The sequence below is a fragment of the Pseudooceanicola sp. HF7 genome (assembly GCF_011806405.1).
Taxonomy (GTDB): domain Bacteria; phylum Pseudomonadota; class Alphaproteobacteria; order Rhodobacterales; family Rhodobacteraceae; genus Pseudooceanicola.
Map to the genome: position 1 here is coordinate 52,186 of NZ_JAATOW010000014.1, position 19,215 is coordinate 71,400.

Sequence of the window (19,215 nt, forward strand, 5' to 3'; positions counted from 1 at the left end):
GTTTCACCCATCAAAGCGGCCTGGTGCCGCATGGCTGGCCGACGCAGGTGTCGACATGCGCGACACCCAGGCCGTTAGCGGCCACAAGACACTCTCGATGGGTCAGACATATACCCACCAAGCCAACAACAAGCCGCCCCCCAAAGGGCCCAGACGGCAAGGCAACAGAGCGGAAACGAAACAGGTAAGCGCTGACAAACTGCCAAACCCGCCCGAACAATCGGGCGTCGGCATTGCCGCTACAACCATTTTTTTCTTTGAAATCAAAATGGTGCGGGTGAAGGGACTCGAACCCCCACGCCAAAGGCGCCAGAACCTAAATCTGGCGATTATCTAATGAAAACAATGAAATTAGCCTCAAAGTTTGGCAGAACATTCGAGAAACGAACGGTGAAACTGCTAACCCGGTTTTACCCCCACTTGCGACGTTTTCCTGCGGTGCGCCGCAGCGCCTGATCGTCCCGGTCCCTGAATGGCGCGCAGCCAGGGCTGGTGAGACGGTTCGACGGGCACCGATCAATGGCCGCCTCCTGGCGCATCTGGTGACGCCCCCGCAGCGTGCCGGCGACGAGGGCGCGCATCACCAAGTTCGCGCGGGACGACGGTCAGCGGCAAGCCGTCCGCGTCGGTGATCCTGTCGCAAGCGAGGCCGGACGGCCCTGACGCGACACCCCTTATCCTCTTCCCCGGCCCTTCCTCGTGCTCTCTGCAAGGCAATCCTGCCCCCTCGGATTTTCTCAGATCCAAGGCGATTGCCCCAGAGTGAGGGACAGAAAATCATTTTCGACATATCGGATGCTTCGGCTCAGGATTGACCGCCCGAGGGCCCTCCCCCTTAGGTCCTTTCGCGCGCAAGCGGCACGAAGCGACAATTAGGCTCCGATAAACATGCCAGATCTGGCCAGTCTGGTCTGTGAGCCCCCTTGGCGGAAAATACGGATTTTCCGCCAAGGTCATCTCAGCCGCCACTGACCGGGCGCTTCACCAGCCACTCGGCCCACCAAGCCAGCGCGGTTATCCACATAATAGCGATGTGAGACGCCTTCGAGCCGCCATTCCGGCGCGCTGAGGAATTCTGCATCAGCTACAATGTAGGCCAGAAAAACTGCTGAAGGAACAACCACGTTGACTGACAACCAGGCCATCATCTGCGCCCGCACCCGCTCTACTTGCCCCCAGATCATCGGTCACCCTGACGGGGCGCGCGCATGAGCGCGCGGCGGGAAAAGTACGTCAAGGTCCGCTTCTTTGAGGAGGAGCTCTCGCTGCTGGAAAAGCTGCGCCAGTCTGCCGGATCAGAGAGCCGCACTGTGTTCATCCGCAGGAGGGCTTTGGAACCCGAAATCGGCACAGCGGCGATCGCGGAGATTATTGGTCGTATCGGTGTGACGCTCAACGCGGAAGACGTCACACCCAAAACACTCGACCACTTGGCGCTTCTACTCGATGGACTCACGCTGGAGCTCCGCAAGGTACAGAGGAGCTGATTGATGCGCGCGCATAACACCTTCCACCAAACAGCCCGCGTCCTACCAAACTACGACCTCCGTTCTAGTGCAGAGTTCATCGGCAGTACGATCCCGCGCGCGAAATCCGTCATTCTGCGCGACCGCTTGGACAACCTCGCGGATGGTGCGGGAGTGATGCACATGACATTGTCGCTGCCCGTAGGACTGCGGGCCAGTCGCGAAACATGGCATGCGATTGTCATGGCGCAGCTCCACCTGATGGGCCTGCCCGCACTGCGCACTCCGTGGGTCGCGGCCCGTCATACCGATACCGACTGCGACCATGTGCATGTCGCCATCGCCTTACGTGGCTTTGACGGATCCCGCCTGCGCCCCGAGACCGGCGACATCCGGACAAGTCGCAATCACCAAATGCTGGCTCGGCGCCTCGGCTTGCCCGTACCAGACTACTTCAATCCTAAGATCCCGCGCCTCGACCCACCGGTCATCACCCGTCGGCTGACCACGGCGCCCAAGAAAAGGCTGAGCGAGGCCCTCAGAGCCATCTTCACAACCGAGCGCCCTAGAACACTCGACGCCCTCGATGATGCTCTGGCGCAGCAATCCCCGGCCATCCTACGCACCACAACGCAGAATACGCATGGTGTGAAGAGCCACCTGTTCAGCTTGGATGAGGCCCAGATCCTAGGCGGCGAGTTGGGGCCAGCCTGGGAGCCGCGACATCTTGAGACGCGCCTCGCACATGCACATGCCCTCCACCGCCTTCGACTGCGCCTGAGCACCCAGATCTTTATCGCAGCCCTCCTGCCCCACGCGAAACCACTCATGGAATTCGAACATGCAAAAAAAGATGACATCCGTGACCCTGCCTCAGGAACACGAAGTGTTACTGAACACGATGCTCACCATGGACGGCAAGATGGATCAGCTGCTCCCGCTGCTCGATCTGCTGAACGACCCCGATCACCCGATGTCCGAGCTCGGCCAGGCCCTGATCGAGGCTCTCCAGCGGATCTCGGAGGATCTTCGGCAAGCAACAAGCCTCCGGGACGAGCACCGCGCAGCCTTGGATCAGGCGAACGAGACCAACGCCGCACTGTCACAGATGCTGAAGACCATCTCGGGGCAGCTTCAGGAGATCCGGGCAGAGAACCGCAGCTTGAAGCAGCAGATCTCCGAGATCCACGGCCTGATGTTCAGCCCGGTCGACTGACCTTCGGCCAGCAGCTCAGGCAGCTTCTCCGGCTCCTGCATGCGCGCTTCAGTGGCTGGCGCTGGCGCCGCTCGGACAAATCAGGGATTCAGGTAACGTTCCGGGATGGAAGCGTTGCCGAGGTTCTCGGAGGCGACCTGGTCGACGCGCATGAGGAAGGTGAAGTCACCCGGTTTGCCGAAGCCTGGCGTCAGAAGTTCAGGGAGGTGGACATCGAGATGCCCGGACCGTCAGACGACCACTCCCCGGAACCGATGTAGTAAGACCGATCCATCCCCTTGGGCCGATGCCTCACCGTGCGTGCCCCCACTGGAGATTGATAACAGACACTTCCCCCCTGGGGTACGTCTGGTATGTCGGAAACAGAACCCGACCACTGGATTTCGATGAAACTCGTATCGCGCCCCCTGCCCGCTTTCCTGTCCGACCCCTTCCGCAAACACCCGCGAGCGCTATCGCTTCAGGACGACACCATTGCGGCATCCGATGGCGCGCATGCCAGGATCCACCTCTCGGAGATCGCGGCAAGTCCCGTCGTGCAGCGTGGCCGTGTCTCCGCCCGCCTCACTCTGGATCTCGGCAACCAGTCCTTCGTGCTAATCCCCGGGGTCCAGGAGGCCGCCGCCAGAGCATTCGCGCAAGCTGTCGAGACAGCCTGGTCAGGCTACAACCTCGCGCAGCTTTCCAAGGAAGACGACGCGATTGCGTCCCTGCTGACGGCGATCAAGGGATTGAAGGCACCGGCGATGTATCCTGCCGCCTGCTTGGTAGACCCGGTCGCAAGCCAGGCCGCCGACCTCGACGCTCGCGTTCTTAAAAAGCTCAACTCGGCAGCCATAGGCGAGGAGACGATTGCGCGGCTGGCTCCGATCATGGAGCTCGCCCGCAATCCAGAGCAACTCCGCGATGCAGCGATCGCGGCCTTCGTCGACCAGCAGCTGACGGACTGGAAAGCGTTCTTCGATACCGTGGAGTCTATGCCACTGACGCCGGAGCAGCGGCTGTCGGTCGTGGTCGACGAGGATGCGACGCTGGTTCTCGCCGGCGCAGGTTCGGGCAAGACCTCGGTCATCACCGCCAAGGCTGCCTATCTGGTGAAGGCCGGTATCCGGCAGCCGCCTGAGCTTCTGCTTCTGGCCTTCGCCAAGGATGCCGCCACCGAGATGTCCGAGCGCATCGAGGCGCGGTGCGGCGTGCCGATCATGGCGCGCACCTTCCACGCCCTGGCCTACGAGATCATCGGCGCGGTCGAGGGAGAAAAGCCGCCCCTTGCTCCGACGGCCACCGACGACAAGGCCTTCCTCCAGTTGATCAAGGACATCCTGCGCGACATCGTCAGCCGGATGGCCGACATTGCCGGAACCGTGGTGGGCTGGTTCGCAGGCTTCTTCGACGACATCCCCAGTGCATGGGACTACGACTCCGCCCACAAGTGGTATTCCGAGGTTGAAAGCCGGAACCTGCGAAGCCTCAAGGGCGACACCGTCGCCAGCTTCGAGGAGCTGATGATCGCCAACTGGCTGTACCTGAACGGCATCGCCTACGAATACGAGCCGACCTACGCACACAAGCTGGCCGGGACCGGCAGGCGCGCCTACACGCCGGACTTCCGGCTCACTGAAAGCGGCGTCTATCTTGAGCATTTCGGCGTCCGCAAGACGACACGGCGGGACGGTACGGAGGAGCTGACCACCGCACCCTTCATCGACCGCGATGCCTACCTGGAGGGCATGGCGTGGAAGCGCCAGGTCCATGCCGAACACGGCACGACCCTGATCGAGACCTATAGCTGGGAGAACCAGGAAGGCCGCCTGCTCGAGGCGCTGGCAGAGAAGGTTGCACCGCATGTCACGATGCGCCCGCGCCCTGCCCTCGAGATCTACGACAGCGTGACGTCCCTCGGGGTCGTCGACAGCTTCACCTCGCTGATCGCAACCTTCCTGCGGCACTTCAAGAACGGCGGCTATCACCTGGAGGATTGCGAGACGAAGGCCGCGACCCTGAAGATGGGCAAGCGCGGCGCGGCTTTTCTCAAGATCTTCGGGGCGGTCTACCGCGAATACAAGAACAGGCTGGGCGAGCGCATCGATTTCGAGGACATGGTGAACCGCGCGACCGCGCTGGTGGAAAGCGGTCGCTACGAAAGCCCATTCCGGCATATCCTTGTCGACGAATTCCAGGACATCTCGACCGGCCGGGCGCGGCTGATCCAGGCGCTCAAGACCCAGCATGCGGAGACGAGGATATTTGCCGTCGGCGACGACTGGCAGTCCATCTACCGGTTTGCCGGATCCGACATCCACATCATGCGCAACTTCGGTCGCGAGTTCGGCGGCGTCTTCGCCGGCCACACCGGTGTCCACCGCACGGTGGACCTCGGACGGACGTTCCGCTCGGTCGACAAGATTGCCCTGGCGGCCCGGCGCTTCGTGCTTTGCAACACGGCGCAGATCACCAAGACAGTTGTTCCTGCCGGCGCCGCAGAGCACCCCGCGATCCGGATTGCATGGACCCGGCGCGAGACCGGCGACCAGGTGCTGGACGACGCCCTGAGAGCTCTGGCGGCAGAGCCTGCTCCTCCCGGTCGCACGGCCACGGTGCTCTTGCTGGGCCGTTACCGCTTTGTCGAGCCCGACATGCGCAGCCTCCGTCGACGGCATTCGAACCTGACGATCACCTTCAAGACCATTCATGCCTCGAAGGGCCTGGAGGCCGACCACGTTGTCCTGCTCGGCGCTGATAGCGCACGCATGGGCTTTCCATCGATGATCGTCGACGACCCCCTTCTCGCCCTTGTCTCTCCTGAAGCGGAACCCTTCGCCAACGCCGAAGAGCGCCGCGTGATGTATGTCGCCATGACCCGGGCGCGACGAACGGTCACGATCCTGGCGTCCGAGGCGCGCCCTTCAGCCTTCGTCACGGAGCTGCTGAAAGATCCCGTCTACGACGTAGCCAGCCCACGCGAGGCCCAGGAGCGCACCCATACATGCGGGCAATGTGGTGGGCGCCTGCTGTTCGTGCCTGGCGGCGATGGCCCAGGCTGGTACCGTTGCGAGCACATCAAGCACTGCGGCAATCGCATGCCCGCTTGTCCCGCTTGCGGCACCGGGCTTCCGGTTCGCAAGGAACCGAAAGACGAGAAGGTTTGCGGAGAGTGCGGAGCCGTTCAGGAGCCATGTCCGGAATGCACCGACGGCTGGCTCGTGGAACGGAGGGGAAGATACGGGGCTTTCCTGGGCTGCGTCCGCTTCCCGGATTGCACCGGAAAGTCGAAATTAGGACGTCAAGCAGGCAAGCGAACAGGTGGCTAACTAAGTGCCGGAGAGCGGCAGCGCCTTGGCAAGCCTGGCCGGAGATGACGCTCAGACGCAGCACAACCGCACGGTTGGCAACGACACGACGGGCGGAGAGCTGCCGTTCGCTGCGGGGGCACAGACGGCAGCAGTGCCCAGAAAGCGGCTTCAGCAAAACTGCAAACTGAGGGCATCCTACAGGGCAAGACCGGCCCTTCGCGGACATTGAATGCGCCTACGAGTGGGGCAGTGCAGCATCCGCATGTCAGCTATTCCACTTTGAATTGGGCGTTGGAGAAAATAATATGGCGACAGGTTAACAGGTACGCATACGGGATATACAAACCTAACACAGATTTTCGGCGTAGTTCCTTGCTGAAGGACATCGGCAACCGCAGAATCCCAACTAGGGTTCCAAACTAGCAACCACGTTTGCACTCGTTGAACGTTCAGGACCAAGGTTCACGGGGACTTCGGGCCATCTCTCGAAAAGACCGTTCCTGCGCAAATACTTGCTAAAGTCATTCTGCCTTCTACTGTTTGAAAAATGTGGAGTGATCTGGAAGACGGGTTCAAAGAGTGCACAGTAGCCAAAAATTGAAAAGACTAGCGGGGTACGGTTTTTAGAACCTGAAATACCAATGGCGCTGACGGTTGTGGGGAACTTTGTCATTGCATCAACGACACTAGTGTACCTAGCCTCAGAGTTAAACTGATGCATTCTCGCTTGGTTGTTCAACCGGAATGGAAGACCAGAAAGCTTGCTTAAATATTCTTCGATTTCCCAGTCTTTTTCCGGCGTGGTATTCATCGGATCGAAGTAAATCAAATCAATATCTCTCGGCGGGACTTCACGTCCGAGGATTTTCCCCCAAGCCAAGTCTCGAATAAGTCCGCCGACTATGCACCAGTTTGGCAGATCAACACTAATTGACGCATCGATTGCCTCACGAACCATGTGGCTGTGGTCCAAAAGCTCCATCACTTTACAATACTTTGTCATTCGAGACGATTCTTCGCAGCGGCATGTTCCTTGTCCGTAATCCGCGAGATATCTCTGGCGGCATTGTCATACATCAGGGTAATCTCTTTAGCCCAATATGTCGCCACATCATCATCAAGTGTGGAACCGCTTGTCACGTATTCTATTTTGTTGGCGATTGATGCAAACTCTTGGATGCCGCGGTAGTTTTGGAATGCCGTCATGCGGTCAGCTGAGAGTTGCCAAATAGAAGTGGCAAGAAGCAAAAAAGTGGCGGCACTTATCAGAATTGTGGCGAACGATTCAGAAATGCCAAGCAGATGAGAAATTTCTCCAGAACCAAAAAATGTCAGTACCAAAAAAAGCGCAGAAGCAGTCACGGTCAAAAAATCTCTGATCATTGCTCGATTCAATGATCTGTCGTGTCGAAGATCACAAATCTCTTTCATCACCGCTGCTTTTCTCTGGTACCTTACACAGAACTTGCGGAACTGTTCATCGTTGTAACTTGGATCTATCTCTTTCATGTGGCTTCCGCAGAAAGTTGTGACGGTCACGCGTCGACAGACTGTAAATCATGAGCTTGTGCTGTGATAGTTGTCAGCACTCTAAGCTAAGAAACGAAATTTTGCCATGCGAGTCGTGCCAGATTGAACAAAACATGTTAATACTAACACTATCACGGATCGTCTCCGCTTTGGGCCGTTCGTGTCCATCAACACCAAGGGCCCTGAGCTGCCATTCGCTGCGTCCTGGTCGAACGGCAGCTCAGAGCAGCTTTGGGCCGAGAGAATTAAATAGCATTGCGAGTGTGTTAACTGGCCCAACTCAGGGCCGCACACCAGCTTTGAGTCCTTCCGCGACATCCACGCCCGCTTACGGCTAACGCCGCTTTCCTTCGGCCAAGAGTACGGAAAATGTGTGTTTGATTAAGTATATACAATATCAGCGACCGCCTCCACGGGCAATCGCACCGATGTGTTGCCGGCTCTAGAGCTTCATCCGTTATTCACAGCAGCAAAGACTTCTCGGCACTTAGGGCGACTAGCTGGCCGAACGTGTTCGTCCGAATGCTTGGGGGGCAACTAGATGCAAGATGTCTTCGACAATAAGGTGAGCTGTATCGACATTCTTCAACATCCCATATTTATTCTGGATCATATTGAAACGCTCTGTCGTATTTACTGAAAGGTAGTTGCACAGAAGAAGTGCGGCTTCGGAATCGGAAAGCTGAGCCCGAACCAACTTCACATAGAACACCTTGTCCTCCATCTCGGAATTTTCGACAAAGTTCAGTAAGGTGTAGAGGGTCCTAAAGTAGTGAGAAAGCTCGTGACCAAAATCGTGAAAGAAATGATCGTAAACCCGGTCAAAAAGCTCTTCTGAGCTATCCGTTGTAATTTTGTGGACTCCCTCTTTATTTTCGTAGTACCTACGCTGAAGAGACTTGAATAGAAAGTCGATGGCATCTTTCCCCCTGAGCTGTTCGAGTTCTTCATTACGAATAACAATGGAATTGGTCAGGGATACAAAGCTATCAAACATCTTGAAAAATGTTGACTCGAAAACTTGCTTCTTTGTTGCAAGGTTCTGATCTCTTAGGTTGTCCTGCTGTTCTTTTAAAATTTTCTTCGTTTGCGTCATTTCGCTCCGCGCGATGAAAAGCTCCTCTCTCTGCATTGCAATGGAATATATTACGCCAACAAATGCCATACCTGTGAAAATGGAGTTGACTGCGCCAAAAACGTCACCGAACGTCCCGCGCTCACCAATGATGGTTTCCGTTCCGCTGTAATGCAGGCCGATCCAGAGGTTAGCGAGCCAAAGCGCAACCGCAATGACTGCAACAAAAATAATAAACCATCCTGAAATGCGCTTTCGCATCTCGTCTCCACTACTTTTATTCTTCACAACTTATGCCCATGTTCGAGAATTTCATATAGAGTCTTCAGGCGGCCCCTGACCGGATGGAGGAAGATCCTGGCTTGAATGTTGGCACTGCGGACCTCGGCCTGCCTAGCCTTGCTGCAACGTATCTTGAATGACGGGTTCAGGGAAGCCGCACTGCGGCGGCCTCGATCTGCGCGAATGTCCTGTGTGGATGGCTCCTGCATAGCAAGCGAGAAATGACTTTAATTCACCCATTCAGAAGCGGTCGTGTGTCCGGCCTGTTTGCGCGGCATTTCGGCCGCTGGCCCTGATGGCTTCCGCGTCCCGGGTCCCTGTCAGGTATGCGGGCGATTACGCCCCGGACTTTCGGCGGGGTCTCCCGGGATTACGGCTGTGGGTGTCTCCATCATCTCGTCGGTCTTGCTATGCAGGAGCCATCCACACAGGACCTTCATGGCACCGCGCAGCATAGTCCAAGGCCCCAAGTGCAGCTATGCGGACAAAGCACCATTTCGCTGTGGCTTCACGAATGTCAGCTCTCAGAATTTTCTCACGACATAGAAGCCCTATCGACAGCTTTGCGAACTATCTGAAAGACCTCCTCCAGCTCATCTTTCGGCACGCCGCCAAAAGCAAGCCTAAGCGCCTGGGGCACTGCAACCGTCGTTGCGAAAGGTTCTGCACCGGATGCGGAAATACCGCGCTCTTTCAAACGTGTGACGATGGGTTCTGCCCGAACACCCTTTTCGAGCGGCAACCAGGCAAAGCCTGCGTTGCGATGTGAAAGAATGGACCGTCCATCAAAAACGGTCTGGCATAGCTGCTGACGCTCCGCGCCATCCCGTCGCCGGGTCTCTTCTGAGTTGGCAAGTGTGCCGTCCTCCACCCAGCCCGAGACCAGACCGGAAATCAGCGCCGGGGCGTTCCAGGTCGTCGCCCTGATCGCTTCAAGCAATCTGTCTGTGTGGGTCATAGGAGCGATCAAGTATCCCAGACGCAACCCTGTGGCGAGACTTTTAGAGAAGCCCCCTACGTGGATCGTTCGTTCCGGCGCGAGAGCGATGAGGCTTGGTGGTGGGTCCGGCTCCAAAAAAGCGTAGGCCGCGTCTTCTATGAGCAATAGGTCATGCGCGCGCGCGATCTCGACCAGACGCAGGCGTGTTGCCTCATCCATAACCGAACCCAAGGGGTTGTGAACCGTCGGCATCAGATAAACCGCCCGCAGCTTGCGCGCGCGACACTTTCGTTCCAGATCGTCCGGCTCCATCACGCCGTGCCGTCCCTCGACAGGAACAAGATCAAGGCCCTGCAACGCCGCAATGGATTTGAAGCCGGGGTAGGTCAGGGTGTCGGTTGCGATCCTGTCGCCGCGTCCCAAAAGCCCAAGGGCGATGGTTGCCAGCCCATGCTGACCGCCTGACGTGACCAGAAGGCATTCGGGGTCGATAGAACCAAGGGTCGCGGCAAGGCTTTCGGCAATAATCCGGCGTTCGTGCGTCCGCCCGCCGTGGGGCTGGTAACGCAGCATCGCCTCAAGGTCGCCCGCCGCCGCAAGTCGCCGCAGGCCCGTCCGCAACATATCCGCATCGGCCGCGTCCCCCGGCATGTTGAAAACCAGATCAATGAGGCCATTGCTGGCGGTCTGTCGGACCCCCAGCGTAGGAGGTAGTCCGAGATCTCGCACGAAGGTGCCACGACCAGCTTCGCCGACAATCATGTCTCTCCGCTCCAGCTCCCCATAAGCACGAGTCGCAGTGGCAAGAGCCACATTGAACTGTTCCGCAAACGCGCGATGTGTGGGCAGTTTCGTGCCAGGGGCCAGCTTGCCCTCTTGAATCGCGGTCGAGACCAGGTCGGCGAGGCGTATGTAACGAGCTTTCTTCATATTCTCACTGTATCTAGTACAATCAAAAAATTGTCATACTTGCTATCTCATGGCATTCCGATCTCAAGTCAATCTTCGAGGTCCGCGCCCCATGTCCAAACTGATCCCCGTTTCGCTGCTCGCTCTTGGCCTTTTCACGGTGACGTTCGCCGTGAACCTTCAGGCTCCGCTCTATGATGCCTATGCAGCGGAAAGTGATGTCGGGGCGACGGCGGTGACGGTTGCGTTCGCGGCCTATGTCGGGGGTCTCACGCCGACGCTCTTGCTGCTCGGTGGGCTGTCTGACCGGATTGGACGACGGGTTCCGATTGCGCTGGCGTTGATCCTAGGCGCAGTGGCGACGGCGCTTCTCGTGCAGGTGCCAAGCTGGACAAGTCTTGTCGTCGCGCGCTTCCTGCTCGGAATCGGAACCGGCCTGGCGACAACCGCCGGGACGGCCTACATGACGGAAATTCTCGGCTCGGACCGCGCGAAGAACGCCGCCCTGATCGTGACCTCTGCTACATCTCTCGGCTTTGGCGGCGGCGCTCTGGCGACCGGTATCAGCCTCGGGGTGCAGGGTCCGACGCTTTTGCCCGCCAGCTACATCGCCCTGTTCGTGGCGGCTCCGGTCCTCGCCGTAATTGCCCTCAGACTGCCCCGAATGGACAAGCCTCGCCCCGTGTCCCTTCTGCGCCTGCCGGTCTTCCCTTCCGGCACATGGATGTTCGGGGCCGCAATGGCGCTCGCCTGGTCCACGACCGGCATGACCATCGCGGTCATTCCGCTGGAGCTTGCCGTGAACGATCTCGGTGGGTGGACGGGCCTTGTCATCTTCCTGGCGATCTTCGTAGGATTTCTCTGCCAACCGATTGCCCGGCGCATGACCAACGAGCGCGCGCTCGCCCTCGGGTTCGTTTTGATCCCACTCGGCTTTCTCGTCCTTCTGGCCGGTGTTTGGTTGAAGATTCTGGCATTCGTTCTCGTCGGCACCTGCATCACCAGTGCGGCCAGCTACGGCTTCACCTATCTCGCTTCATTGGCGGAAGTTTCATTGCGTGCGCCGGACGACCGAGCAAGGGCGACCGCGGGTCTGTTCGTCTATGCGTATTTCGGGTTCTCGCTTCCCGTGATCGCCAGTGGCGCACTGGCCGATATGCTTGGCCTTCTGTCGGCGATGGTGGTGTTCGCAGCGGTCCAGATCACGGTCACGGCGATCATCGTGATTATATGGAAACGAGGGGTCGTTCCACCCTTCGCCGCCGAACCGGACTAACGAAGCTGCCATTCGCGCATTGCGCGGCATTCGGTACAATGGGCTCGAAGCGGTCATACGGCGTTGCAGCAGGACGCGCGCCCGGACTTATCCTCGCGTCCGTCGCTCCCGGCCCTTTGCGGACATTCGTTCAGGACGCAGCGGATGGTCGGTTTTCCCTAGAGCGGTCATCTAACGCGCCATGCAGCATGGACCGACGGAAAGGTTCGCACTCCAGAGCCGAAGGGCGAGACCGAGCAGAACCTCGGCCTGATGCGGCAGATTGACGAACAGTTCTTGGAGACGCCGTTCTTCGGCGTCCGGCAAATTACCTGGCACCTGCGCAATGACGGGCATCTCGTGAACGAGAAGCGGATACGCCGGCTGATGCGCCTGATGGGGTTGATGCCGATCTATTAGAAACCGAACACAAGCAGGCCGGCGAAGGGGCAGAAGACCTATCCTATCTGCTGAGAGGCCTGCGGGTGGACCGCCCTAACCAGGTCTTGTGCTCGGATATCACCTACCTGCCCATGCGGCGCGGGTTACTCTACCCCGTGGCGATCATGGACTGGCACACCCGCAAGGTTCTGTTCTGGCGAATCTCGAACACACTGGAGGCCGACTTCTGTGTAGAGGCGCTGATCGAGGCCATCCACAAGTTCGGTCCACCAGAGATCATGAACACCGATCACGAATCCCAGTTCACATCCTTTGCTTAGACGGATCGGCTCCGCCGATCTGGCGTGCGCATATCGATGGATGGGAAAGGCCGGTTCCTCGACAACATCTTCATCGAGAGGCTGTGACGCACTCTGAAATACGAGTGCGTCTACCTGCATGCCTGGGAGACCGGTTGGCAGACAAAGGCGGCCATCAGGAAATGGATGACATTCTACCACCACCAGCGCCCTCACTCGGCCCTCGGCGGCAAGCCTCCGGCGCTGGTCTAATGGGAGAGAAATGATATCAACCAACCCGATCAGCAGGTGCAACGAGTAGCCTAATTTACGCCAGATCCTGTCCAAGAGATGGGGCGTAGCTCACTTCGGTCTCTTACGACAGTTAATGACTAATCAGCAGCCACTATGCGCTGAAATGCACTTGGCACAGAATGCACGAAAAAGTTGAGGTTGGGGTCGAATCCCCTTGCCACGCCGTTGCGGAGCTTTCTAGTCTCTTACAACTGTAGCGAGGCGTGCGCTCATCATGGCCCCATACGATTTGACACATGAGGAGCTCCAAAGGCTCTTCAAGATCGAGTACCAGAACGTCGCCGAATTTTTCGCACGATGCGTAATCATAAGCGGATCGGCCATAGTGCTGTTCAGCTACACGGGATGGGTAATCTCGCTATTCTGGATTGTCGGATATCTAGTGACGCACACTGCGTATTTTTCATATCTCTTCTTGGCACTTCGGAGCAAAGCTACTCGCTCAAAGAGCCTCGGCAATACACTGTATATATTGTTAATGATTTCCTTCTCTTGGATGCCTATCTATTTGCTCCAGATCCAGGATGCTGCACTCCATCTGCCGGCTACTGCTGCAATTCTGGCATTCATGTTCTTTATGATCAGCCGAGCTGAGGGGCAATACATTATCATCGGAGTGCAAGTCTTGATCGTCTCTGCTGCCGCTATTGCGATTGCTTGGCGAGCGATGCACCAAGTAGATGAACATGTTTTAAGAGCGGTTATCGTGACGTCCGAGATTGGACTGGTGGGATATTTTCTTCAAACACTGCTGCTGGCTCGTAAGAACCGCCTACGGGCTGAAGCGTCGGCAAAAGCATCCATTGAAATTCAAAAGATGGAGGCGATCGGACGACTTGCTGGTGGAGTTGCGCACGATTTCAACAATCTCCTCACGGTCATCCTGGGAAACCTAGAAATTCACGACTTATCGCACGATTCGAGGGAAAAAAAAGAAACGTTGGAGGCGGCACGTTTAGCGGCCGAGCGAGCGCGTGGGACGGTACAGCAGCTTCTGACTTTTGCTCGGCGTGGCGAATACAACCCACGCCAGTCAGATCTCTGTGAAATCGCCGAGTACTGCGTTCGCCTTGGACGCCCGTTGATTACTAAGTCAATCAATCTCGAGAAAGAAATACCGCCCACAGAATTGCCGGTTGTTGTAGACAAAAGCCACCTGACGACAGCAATTCTAAACCTCATCATTAACGCCAAAGACGCAATGGATGGCTCTGGTACGATCAGCATCATAGCTGATAAATTTCAAGTTGATAGGACCATTGAAGCAGCAGATGGTACGACGGCCGGACCAGGGGTGTTCGCACGAATAACAGTCCGAGATACTGGACCTGGGATCCCCAATGAGCTTCGCTCCCGCATACTCGAACCCTTCTTCACTACGAAGGAGGTCGGTAAGGGAACCGGGCTAGGGCTTTCTATGGTTTCCGGTTTCGCGAACCAATCCGGTGGTTTTTTGCAAGTTGAGAGCTCCCCTCATGGCGCCGCTTTCAGTATTGCACTTCCAATGACAGATTTTCCGACGCAGGAACTTGCATCGATCGACGGCTCTGTTGCTCAAAGCGCGTGAAGCCAGCACCTCGCCACGTTCTCCAAACACGCTTATCCTACGGGCCCTGTGATTGGTTTGCCGAGCGCTATGTAGCCGTTCAGACTGGCGGTGGCACGCAGACCAGCTCCGGATTAAGCCAGATCGTCGGGGAGCCACGCTGTTTTAGGGCGTGCGTCGGTGGGCTGGCACCAGTGGCGCCTTCACCGGCTTACTGTAGACAGAGCATTTCCTGGTTTAGTCGCACTGCGCGATCCCTATCCTCATCCAGACCGGCTACCACGCTGGATCCCCGAGATGAGTCCCTGACCCAGCCTTTTTCGCAACAAAGCCTTGCTCAGAAAAACTTGCAACTTTAGAAGCTGATACTTTTCTGCAGACCATTCCCGGCGTCGCCTTCATACACGGTAGGCAAGTTCGAGAAACCTCTTCGAACTTTTTCATGGCTGCGACAGAATTTCCCCTATGGGCTAACGCAAGGGCCTCGCCCTCAAGTTTCTCGACCAACTGGCACTCCGGGCCAAGGTCGAAGGACTCTTGCCAAACTGAACTCATAAACTTCTCCATTGGCCAGCGCACAGCACGGAAGGACTAGACAATACACACTGTGCAGTCATCGGCGCGGTGGGATATCCTTGCTTGCAGAAGGATAACAAACCTATACTTTCGAATATGAGTTTTCATAGCAGAGCCAACAGCGGGCTTTTTCTGCATCCGGCATCAACGGTAGCTGTGCTCAATTGAGCGGTCCTTACAGCTGGTGTGGCGCGCCTTGCCTTCATGGAACTTCCGGCCCATGGCGGATCTTTGTGCTTGGCACTCGTGTCTCACTGCGGCTTCCCTGAACCCGCTAATCGAGCATGGTGCAGCATTTTTTATGTCTGAGGGTTTGTGCTGCAAGACGGAGCTGACGATTGAACATACTATGTCAACGCCTGATCCGTGCCTGCGTAACCGACAAAATCTAAATAGCATCCCTGGGGGGATTTGACCTGAACCAATCTACGATCTCAGGCATGTTGGATTCAAATCGACCAGGCGCAAAGACATTCAGTACGCCTGATCTATTCTTGCTCCGATTCTCAAAATCATGCTGCACGCCAGCAGGCACGAAGATAAAGGATCCTTCTTCCGCATCACGCCATTCATCGCCGACAAGAAAGCTCATCGTTCCTTCCAGCACATAGAATATCTCGTTCTCGCTTTCGTGCGAATGAGCGCCAATACCCTTGGTGTTCGGCTCCATCCACCATTCGGAAATCGAGTATTGATTGGCCGTTTCATCGCCGTCGGCTTTGAAATTGGCGGTGATGCGACCCATGTCGTAACTCCGGCCTTGCCCGCGCTTGAGGAAAATGGGCGCCCGCACTCCTGTTTCAGTCATACGTCACCTCTTCCGGCTAACTCACTCTTTCGAGCTTAGCGCGGCTTCTGACAGTCGTGCAACGTTCCGCTGCCGTCACACACACCCGTTCCGAACCTTCGCTGCGCGGTGCGGTATGGCCAAACATCTGGCCGCCCCTCGCGCGGCGTCCCTGCCGGCCCAGAGCTGCCTTCCACTAACGTGGTCATCTCTGCAGTGCAGTTTCCCAAACCGCCCGTCGGCAGCATCGTGCAGCATTGTCCGCCGCTCCAAGGTCAGTGGGGCGGACAAAGTTAGCTTTCAACGGAGCGACATGAAAGGACGCTTACACTCCATCACCTGCATTCCCAGATGCCAAACAGTGTCCGCAGCAGGCGGAAGTTTCCCGAGAGGTTTGCAGCAAGAACTGCTATACCTGCGCTAAGCATCATGACAATAAATGGGCGTCGCCACGAAGGTGAAGCGCAGTCCTGAATGGCCGGTTTGGCGAGGTCCAGCTTCGACAATGAATCGGTTTCATAGCCAGGAACCTTCCCCTTCAGCACCAATATCAGTGTTAAGCAGCGTTCCGGCTGACCTTCTCTTCGATCACGATCTTAGCTTTCGGGTCAGTAAGCTTATATCCTCGCCCCCATATCGTTTCTATGTGGCTCTCCCCACCAGTCGCAACGGCGAGCTTCTTGCGCAACTTGCAGATGAAGACATCGATGATCTTGACCTCAGGCTCATCCATCCCACCGTACAGGTGGTTTAGAAACATCTCTTTGGTGATCGTCGAGCCCTTGCGGAGGCTGAGCAGCTCAAAAATCTGGTATTCTTTTCCCGTCAAGCTGACCGGCCGACCCGAAACGTCCACCGTCTTGGCGTCAAGGTTGATTTCAATGTCGCCAGTCTTGATCGTTGATTGCGAATGACCTTTGGAGCGTCGGATAATGGCATTGACTCGGGCCATCAACTCATCTCGATTGAACGGCTTTGTCAGATAATCGTCGGCACCGGACCCGAACCCTTTGATTTTGTTTTCGTGATCATCAGCTCCAGACAAGATCAAAATTGGTGTTGCTACCTTGGCTGCACGGAGCGTCCGGAGAACTTCGTGTCCATTCAGGTCAGGCAGCCCCAAGTCTAAGAGGATCAGATCGTAATCATACAGCTTCGCGAGATCGATGCCCTCCTCACCCAAGTCCGTAGTGAGGACGTTGATGTTTGCTTTGCTCAGCATCATTTCGATGCTGCGTGAGGTCTGGGGGTCATCTTCGACAAGGAGGAGGCGCATTTACTCGAATCCTATTTGGGGAAGCTCATCAGGGGTCGAGAAGTAGCTAAAAATTGGTTAACGATCCGTAAACCTTAATGCAAAAATAAACCCTATTTCCTTCCAGACAGCGGCCCGCAGGTGCCGTCCGATCCAAAACAAAGGCGCTTCCGGTTGCGGCCCAGAGCCGCCGTTCGTGCCAGTCGCAGCGTACGGCAGCTCTCCGCCCCTCGCGACAGAGCGGCCTTCCTGGCGCTTCGAACACGTTCGGCCCAGATCTGCCGTCGACACGCCCATCAAGCGCTGCGCCGCAGCGTTCCCGGAAGCGGACCTTGGCAGGGTGACGCAGGAGAGCGGTCGAACCGGCAGACGTGTGCGTTGGCCGGTTGCCCGGCCTGTGGCCGACAGGCGTGACTGCCACATGAAAGCCGGCTGAATCTAAATGAAGTTCCGAGACATGACAGCGCCCGCAGGTTGCAGCGCAAGAGAATTTTGCGTTCTTCCCGACAATCGATCAGACCACGAGTCCCAATGCGCTGAACTGCGCCAGGCAGAGGGGGTAGGAAGAAAGCCTGCAGGCCTCGGTTGAAACCCCTTGCCATGCGATTGCTTGGCTTTCTACTGTTCCGCAGTGGTAGAGAGGCGTGTGACGATCATGGTCCCATGCGACATGAATCATGATGAGCTTCAGCGGCTCTTCAAGATCGAGTACCAGAACGTCGCAGAATTCTTCGCGCGATGCGCGATCATAGGCGGAGCGGCCATCGTGCTCTTCGGCTACACGGGCTGGGCAGCGTCGCTGTACTGGATTGCCGGATATGCGGTCATGCACATTGCGTACTTTTCCTATCTCTTTCTGGCAGTTCGCAATAGAGCTCCACGATCGAGGATTATCGCGACTACGCTGCTGGTAATGCTTATGGTCTCTTTCGCCTGGATGCCCATCTATCTGCTCCAGATCCAGGATCCTGCGCTGAACATCCCAGCTACGGCTGCGATTCTGGCATTCATGCTGTTCATGATCAGCCGTGCCGAAAAGCAATACGATATCATCGCGGTGCAGGTCTTGATCGTCGCAACCGCCGCCATGTTCATTGCCTGGCGCGCGATCAACCAGGTAGACGAGCTTGTGATAAAATTGGTTGTCGTGGCGTCGGAAATTGGAGTGGTGGGATATTTTTTGCAGTCCCTGTTGCAGGCCCGCAAGAACCGGCTGCAGGCCGAAGCGTCGGTGAAAGCTTCTATTGAAACTCAAAAGATGGAGGCGATCGGCCGACTTGCTGGTGGCGTTGCACACGATTTCAACAACCTTCTCACGGTCATTCTAGGAAACCTGGAACTTCATGATCTGTCTCCGGATTCCAGAGACAAGGCCGAAACGCTGGAAGCCGCACGTTTAGCGGCCGAACGGGCGCGGGGGACTGTTCAACAGCTTCTGACTTATGCTCGCCGTGCTGATTACAGTGCGCGCAAGGCCGATCTGCGCGAGATCGCCGACTATTGCATCCGCCTTGGCAGACCGTTGGTGACCACGTCGATCAATCTGGAGAAAGAGATTCCGCACAGCGAATTGCCAGTTCTTGTCGACAAGAGCCATCTGACGACCGCAATCCTAAATCTGATCATCAACGCGAAAGACGCCATGGGCGATTCTGGTACCATCAGCGTCATAGCGGACAGACTCGACCTCAAGACAATCACCGAGGCAGCGGATGGTGCGACAGCCGGCCCAGGGACCTTCGCACGAGTAACAGTCCGGGATACTGGCCCCGGCATTCCCGACGAAATTCGCGCCCGCATACTTGAACCCTTCTTCACGACGAAGGAAATCGGCAAGGGAACCGGGCTGGGTCTTTCTATGGTGTCAGGGTTCGTCGGACAATCCGGTGGTTTCTTGCAGGTAGAAAGCTCCCCAAATGGTGCCGCTTTCAGTATCGCCCTTCCAATGATAGATTTCCCGACGGAGGAATCTGCACCGGGCAATAAGTAACGGCGACGCTTGCTTTGAAGACCGCCCAGCACCTTCGTTGAATGATGTGGAGACGTATGCTGCATGCTCTCTCCCTCAGGCACATTGTTGCGTGCGGCCC

Annotated in this window: 14 protein-coding genes and 1 pseudogene; 8 read left to right on the forward strand and 7 right to left on the reverse strand. The window is 56.9% G+C overall.

From position 1 onward, the window contains the following. Positions 1-55: 55 nt before the first annotated feature. Positions 56-337, forward strand: coding sequence for a hypothetical protein (locus HCZ97_RS10215; RefSeq protein WP_167688606.1), 282 nt, complete (start codon positions 56-58; stop codon positions 335-337). A 616-nt stretch (positions 338-953) separates the two neighbouring features. Here the strand turns inward: HCZ97_RS10215 and HCZ97_RS10220 are convergent. After that, positions 954-1,184 carry a hypothetical protein gene (locus tag HCZ97_RS10220; protein WP_167688607.1) on the reverse strand — a complete coding sequence of 77 codons (231 nt, stop codon included), beginning with the start codon at positions 1,182-1,184 and terminating at the stop codon, positions 954-956. Positions 1,185-1,208: 24 nt separating this feature from the next. Here HCZ97_RS10220 and HCZ97_RS10225 point away from each other — a divergent pair, with 24 nt between their 5' ends. The 3 genes from HCZ97_RS10225 to HCZ97_RS10235 all read left to right on the forward strand — a co-directional run bounded on the left by HCZ97_RS10225 (position 1,209) and on the right by HCZ97_RS10235 (position 5,993). Beyond that, a complete protein-coding gene (locus HCZ97_RS10225; RefSeq protein ID WP_167688608.1) occupies positions 1,209-1,487 on the forward strand; it encodes a hypothetical protein in 279 nt (92 codons plus the stop codon). Between the two features lie 832 nt (positions 1,488-2,319). Continuing rightward, entirely contained in the window at positions 2,320-2,682 is a 363-nt protein-coding gene (locus tag HCZ97_RS10230) for a hypothetical protein (RefSeq protein ID WP_217701762.1), read from the forward strand. Positions 2,683-3,035: 353 nt separating this feature from the next. Beyond that, positions 3,036-5,993, forward strand: a complete 2,958-nt coding sequence (locus tag HCZ97_RS10235; RefSeq protein WP_254871457.1) for a UvrD-helicase domain-containing protein — start codon at positions 3,036-3,038, stop codon at positions 5,991-5,993. 388 nt (positions 5,994-6,381) lie between these two features. Here HCZ97_RS10235 and HCZ97_RS10240 read toward each other — a convergent pair whose 3' ends face one another. From HCZ97_RS10240 to HCZ97_RS10255, 4 genes are all read right to left on the reverse strand, one after another. Beyond that, entirely contained in the window at positions 6,382-6,957 is a 576-nt protein-coding gene (locus HCZ97_RS10240; protein ID WP_217701763.1) for a nucleotidyltransferase family protein, read from the reverse strand. A gap of 17 nt (positions 6,958-6,974) precedes the next feature. Further along, positions 6,975-7,484 (reverse strand): hypothetical protein, encoded by a 510-nt coding sequence (locus HCZ97_RS10245; RefSeq protein WP_167688611.1) that lies wholly within the window; start codon positions 7,482-7,484, stop codon positions 6,975-6,977. A 517-nt stretch (positions 7,485-8,001) separates the two neighbouring features. Continuing rightward, the gene (locus HCZ97_RS10250) at positions 8,002-8,841 is read right to left on the reverse strand and encodes a putative phage abortive infection protein (RefSeq protein ID WP_167688612.1); all 840 of its coding nucleotides are present in this window, start codon (positions 8,839-8,841) and stop codon (positions 8,002-8,004) included. Between the two features lie 556 nt (positions 8,842-9,397). Beyond that, positions 9,398-10,732 (reverse strand): PLP-dependent aminotransferase family protein, encoded by a 1,335-nt coding sequence (locus tag HCZ97_RS10255; protein WP_167688613.1) that lies wholly within the window; start codon positions 10,730-10,732, stop codon positions 9,398-9,400. A gap of 91 nt (positions 10,733-10,823) precedes the next feature. Here HCZ97_RS10255 and HCZ97_RS10260 point away from each other — a divergent pair, with 91 nt between their 5' ends. The 3 genes and pseudogenes from HCZ97_RS10260 to HCZ97_RS10280 all read left to right on the forward strand — a co-directional run bounded on the left by HCZ97_RS10260 (position 10,824) and on the right by HCZ97_RS10280 (position 14,528). Beyond that, positions 10,824-11,987, forward strand: a complete 1,164-nt coding sequence (locus HCZ97_RS10260; RefSeq protein ID WP_167688614.1) for an MFS transporter — start codon at positions 10,824-10,826, stop codon at positions 11,985-11,987. 228 nt (positions 11,988-12,215) lie between these two features. Next, positions 12,216-12,907 (forward strand): annotated as a pseudogene (locus HCZ97_RS20595) (IS3 family transposase); the annotation flags it as partial. Positions 12,908-13,175: 268 nt separating this feature from the next. Further along, the gene (locus HCZ97_RS10280; RefSeq protein WP_167688617.1) at positions 13,176-14,528 is read left to right on the forward strand and encodes a sensor histidine kinase; all 1,353 of its coding nucleotides are present in this window, start codon (positions 13,176-13,178) and stop codon (positions 14,526-14,528) included. Between the two features lie 943 nt (positions 14,529-15,471). Here HCZ97_RS10280 and HCZ97_RS10285 read toward each other — a convergent pair. Together HCZ97_RS10285 and ctrA are read right to left on the reverse strand one after the other, a co-directional pair. After that, complete coding sequence (locus HCZ97_RS10285; RefSeq protein WP_254871458.1) at positions 15,472-15,828, reverse strand: cupin domain-containing protein; 357 nt, start codon at positions 15,826-15,828, stop codon at positions 15,472-15,474. 598 nt (positions 15,829-16,426) lie between these two features. Continuing rightward, positions 16,427-17,146 (reverse strand): response regulator transcription factor CtrA, encoded by a 720-nt coding sequence (gene ctrA, locus HCZ97_RS10290; RefSeq protein WP_167688619.1) that lies wholly within the window; start codon positions 17,144-17,146, stop codon positions 16,427-16,429. Positions 17,147-17,795: 649 nt separating this feature from the next. Here ctrA and HCZ97_RS10295 point away from each other — a divergent pair. Next, positions 17,796-19,115, forward strand: a complete 1,320-nt coding sequence (locus HCZ97_RS10295; protein WP_167688620.1) for a sensor histidine kinase — start codon at positions 17,796-17,798, stop codon at positions 19,113-19,115. Positions 19,116-19,215 lie beyond the last annotated feature (100 nt).

What these genes read in the sequence shown, in the direction of transcription:
- HCZ97_RS10280 (WP_167688617.1), top strand. Translation starts at nt 13,176, where the DNA reads ATGGCCCCATACGATTTGACACATGAGGAGCTCCAAAGGCTCTTCAAG.
- HCZ97_RS10230 (WP_217701762.1), top strand. Translation starts at nt 2,320, where the DNA reads ATGACATCCGTGACCCTGCCTCAGGAACACGAAGTGTTACTGAACACG.
- HCZ97_RS10215 (WP_167688606.1), top strand. Translation starts at nt 56, where the DNA reads ATGCGCGACACCCAGGCCGTTAGCGGCCACAAGACACTCTCGATGGGT.
- HCZ97_RS10260 (WP_167688614.1), top strand. Translation starts at nt 10,824, where the DNA reads ATGTCCAAACTGATCCCCGTTTCGCTGCTCGCTCTTGGCCTTTTCACG.
- ctrA (WP_167688619.1), bottom strand. Translation starts at nt 17,146, where the DNA reads ATGCGCCTCCTCCTTGTCGAAGATGACCCCCAGACCTCACGCAGCATC.
- HCZ97_RS10250 (WP_167688612.1), bottom strand. Translation starts at nt 8,841, where the DNA reads ATGCGAAAGCGCATTTCAGGATGGTTTATTATTTTTGTTGCAGTCATT.
- HCZ97_RS10255 (WP_167688613.1), bottom strand. Translation starts at nt 10,732, where the DNA reads ATGAAGAAAGCTCGTTACATACGCCTCGCCGACCTGGTCTCGACCGCG.
- HCZ97_RS10235 (WP_254871457.1), top strand. Translation starts at nt 3,036, where the DNA reads ATGTCGGAAACAGAACCCGACCACTGGATTTCGATGAAACTCGTATCG.
- HCZ97_RS10295 (WP_167688620.1), top strand. Translation starts at nt 17,796, where the DNA reads ATGAATCATGATGAGCTTCAGCGGCTCTTCAAGATCGAGTACCAGAAC.
- HCZ97_RS10245 (WP_167688611.1), bottom strand. Translation starts at nt 7,484, where the DNA reads ATGAAAGAGATAGATCCAAGTTACAACGATGAACAGTTCCGCAAGTTC.
- HCZ97_RS10285 (WP_254871458.1), bottom strand. Translation starts at nt 15,828, where the DNA reads ATGGGTCGCATCACCGCCAATTTCAAAGCCGACGGCGATGAAACGGCC.
- HCZ97_RS10225 (WP_167688608.1), top strand. Translation starts at nt 1,209, where the DNA reads ATGAGCGCGCGGCGGGAAAAGTACGTCAAGGTCCGCTTCTTTGAGGAG.
- HCZ97_RS10240 (WP_217701763.1), bottom strand. Translation starts at nt 6,957, where the DNA reads ATGGAGCTTTTGGACCACAGCCACATGGTTCGTGAGGCAATCGATGCG.
- HCZ97_RS10220 (WP_167688607.1), bottom strand. Translation starts at nt 1,184, where the DNA reads ATGATCTGGGGGCAAGTAGAGCGGGTGCGGGCGCAGATGATGGCCTGG.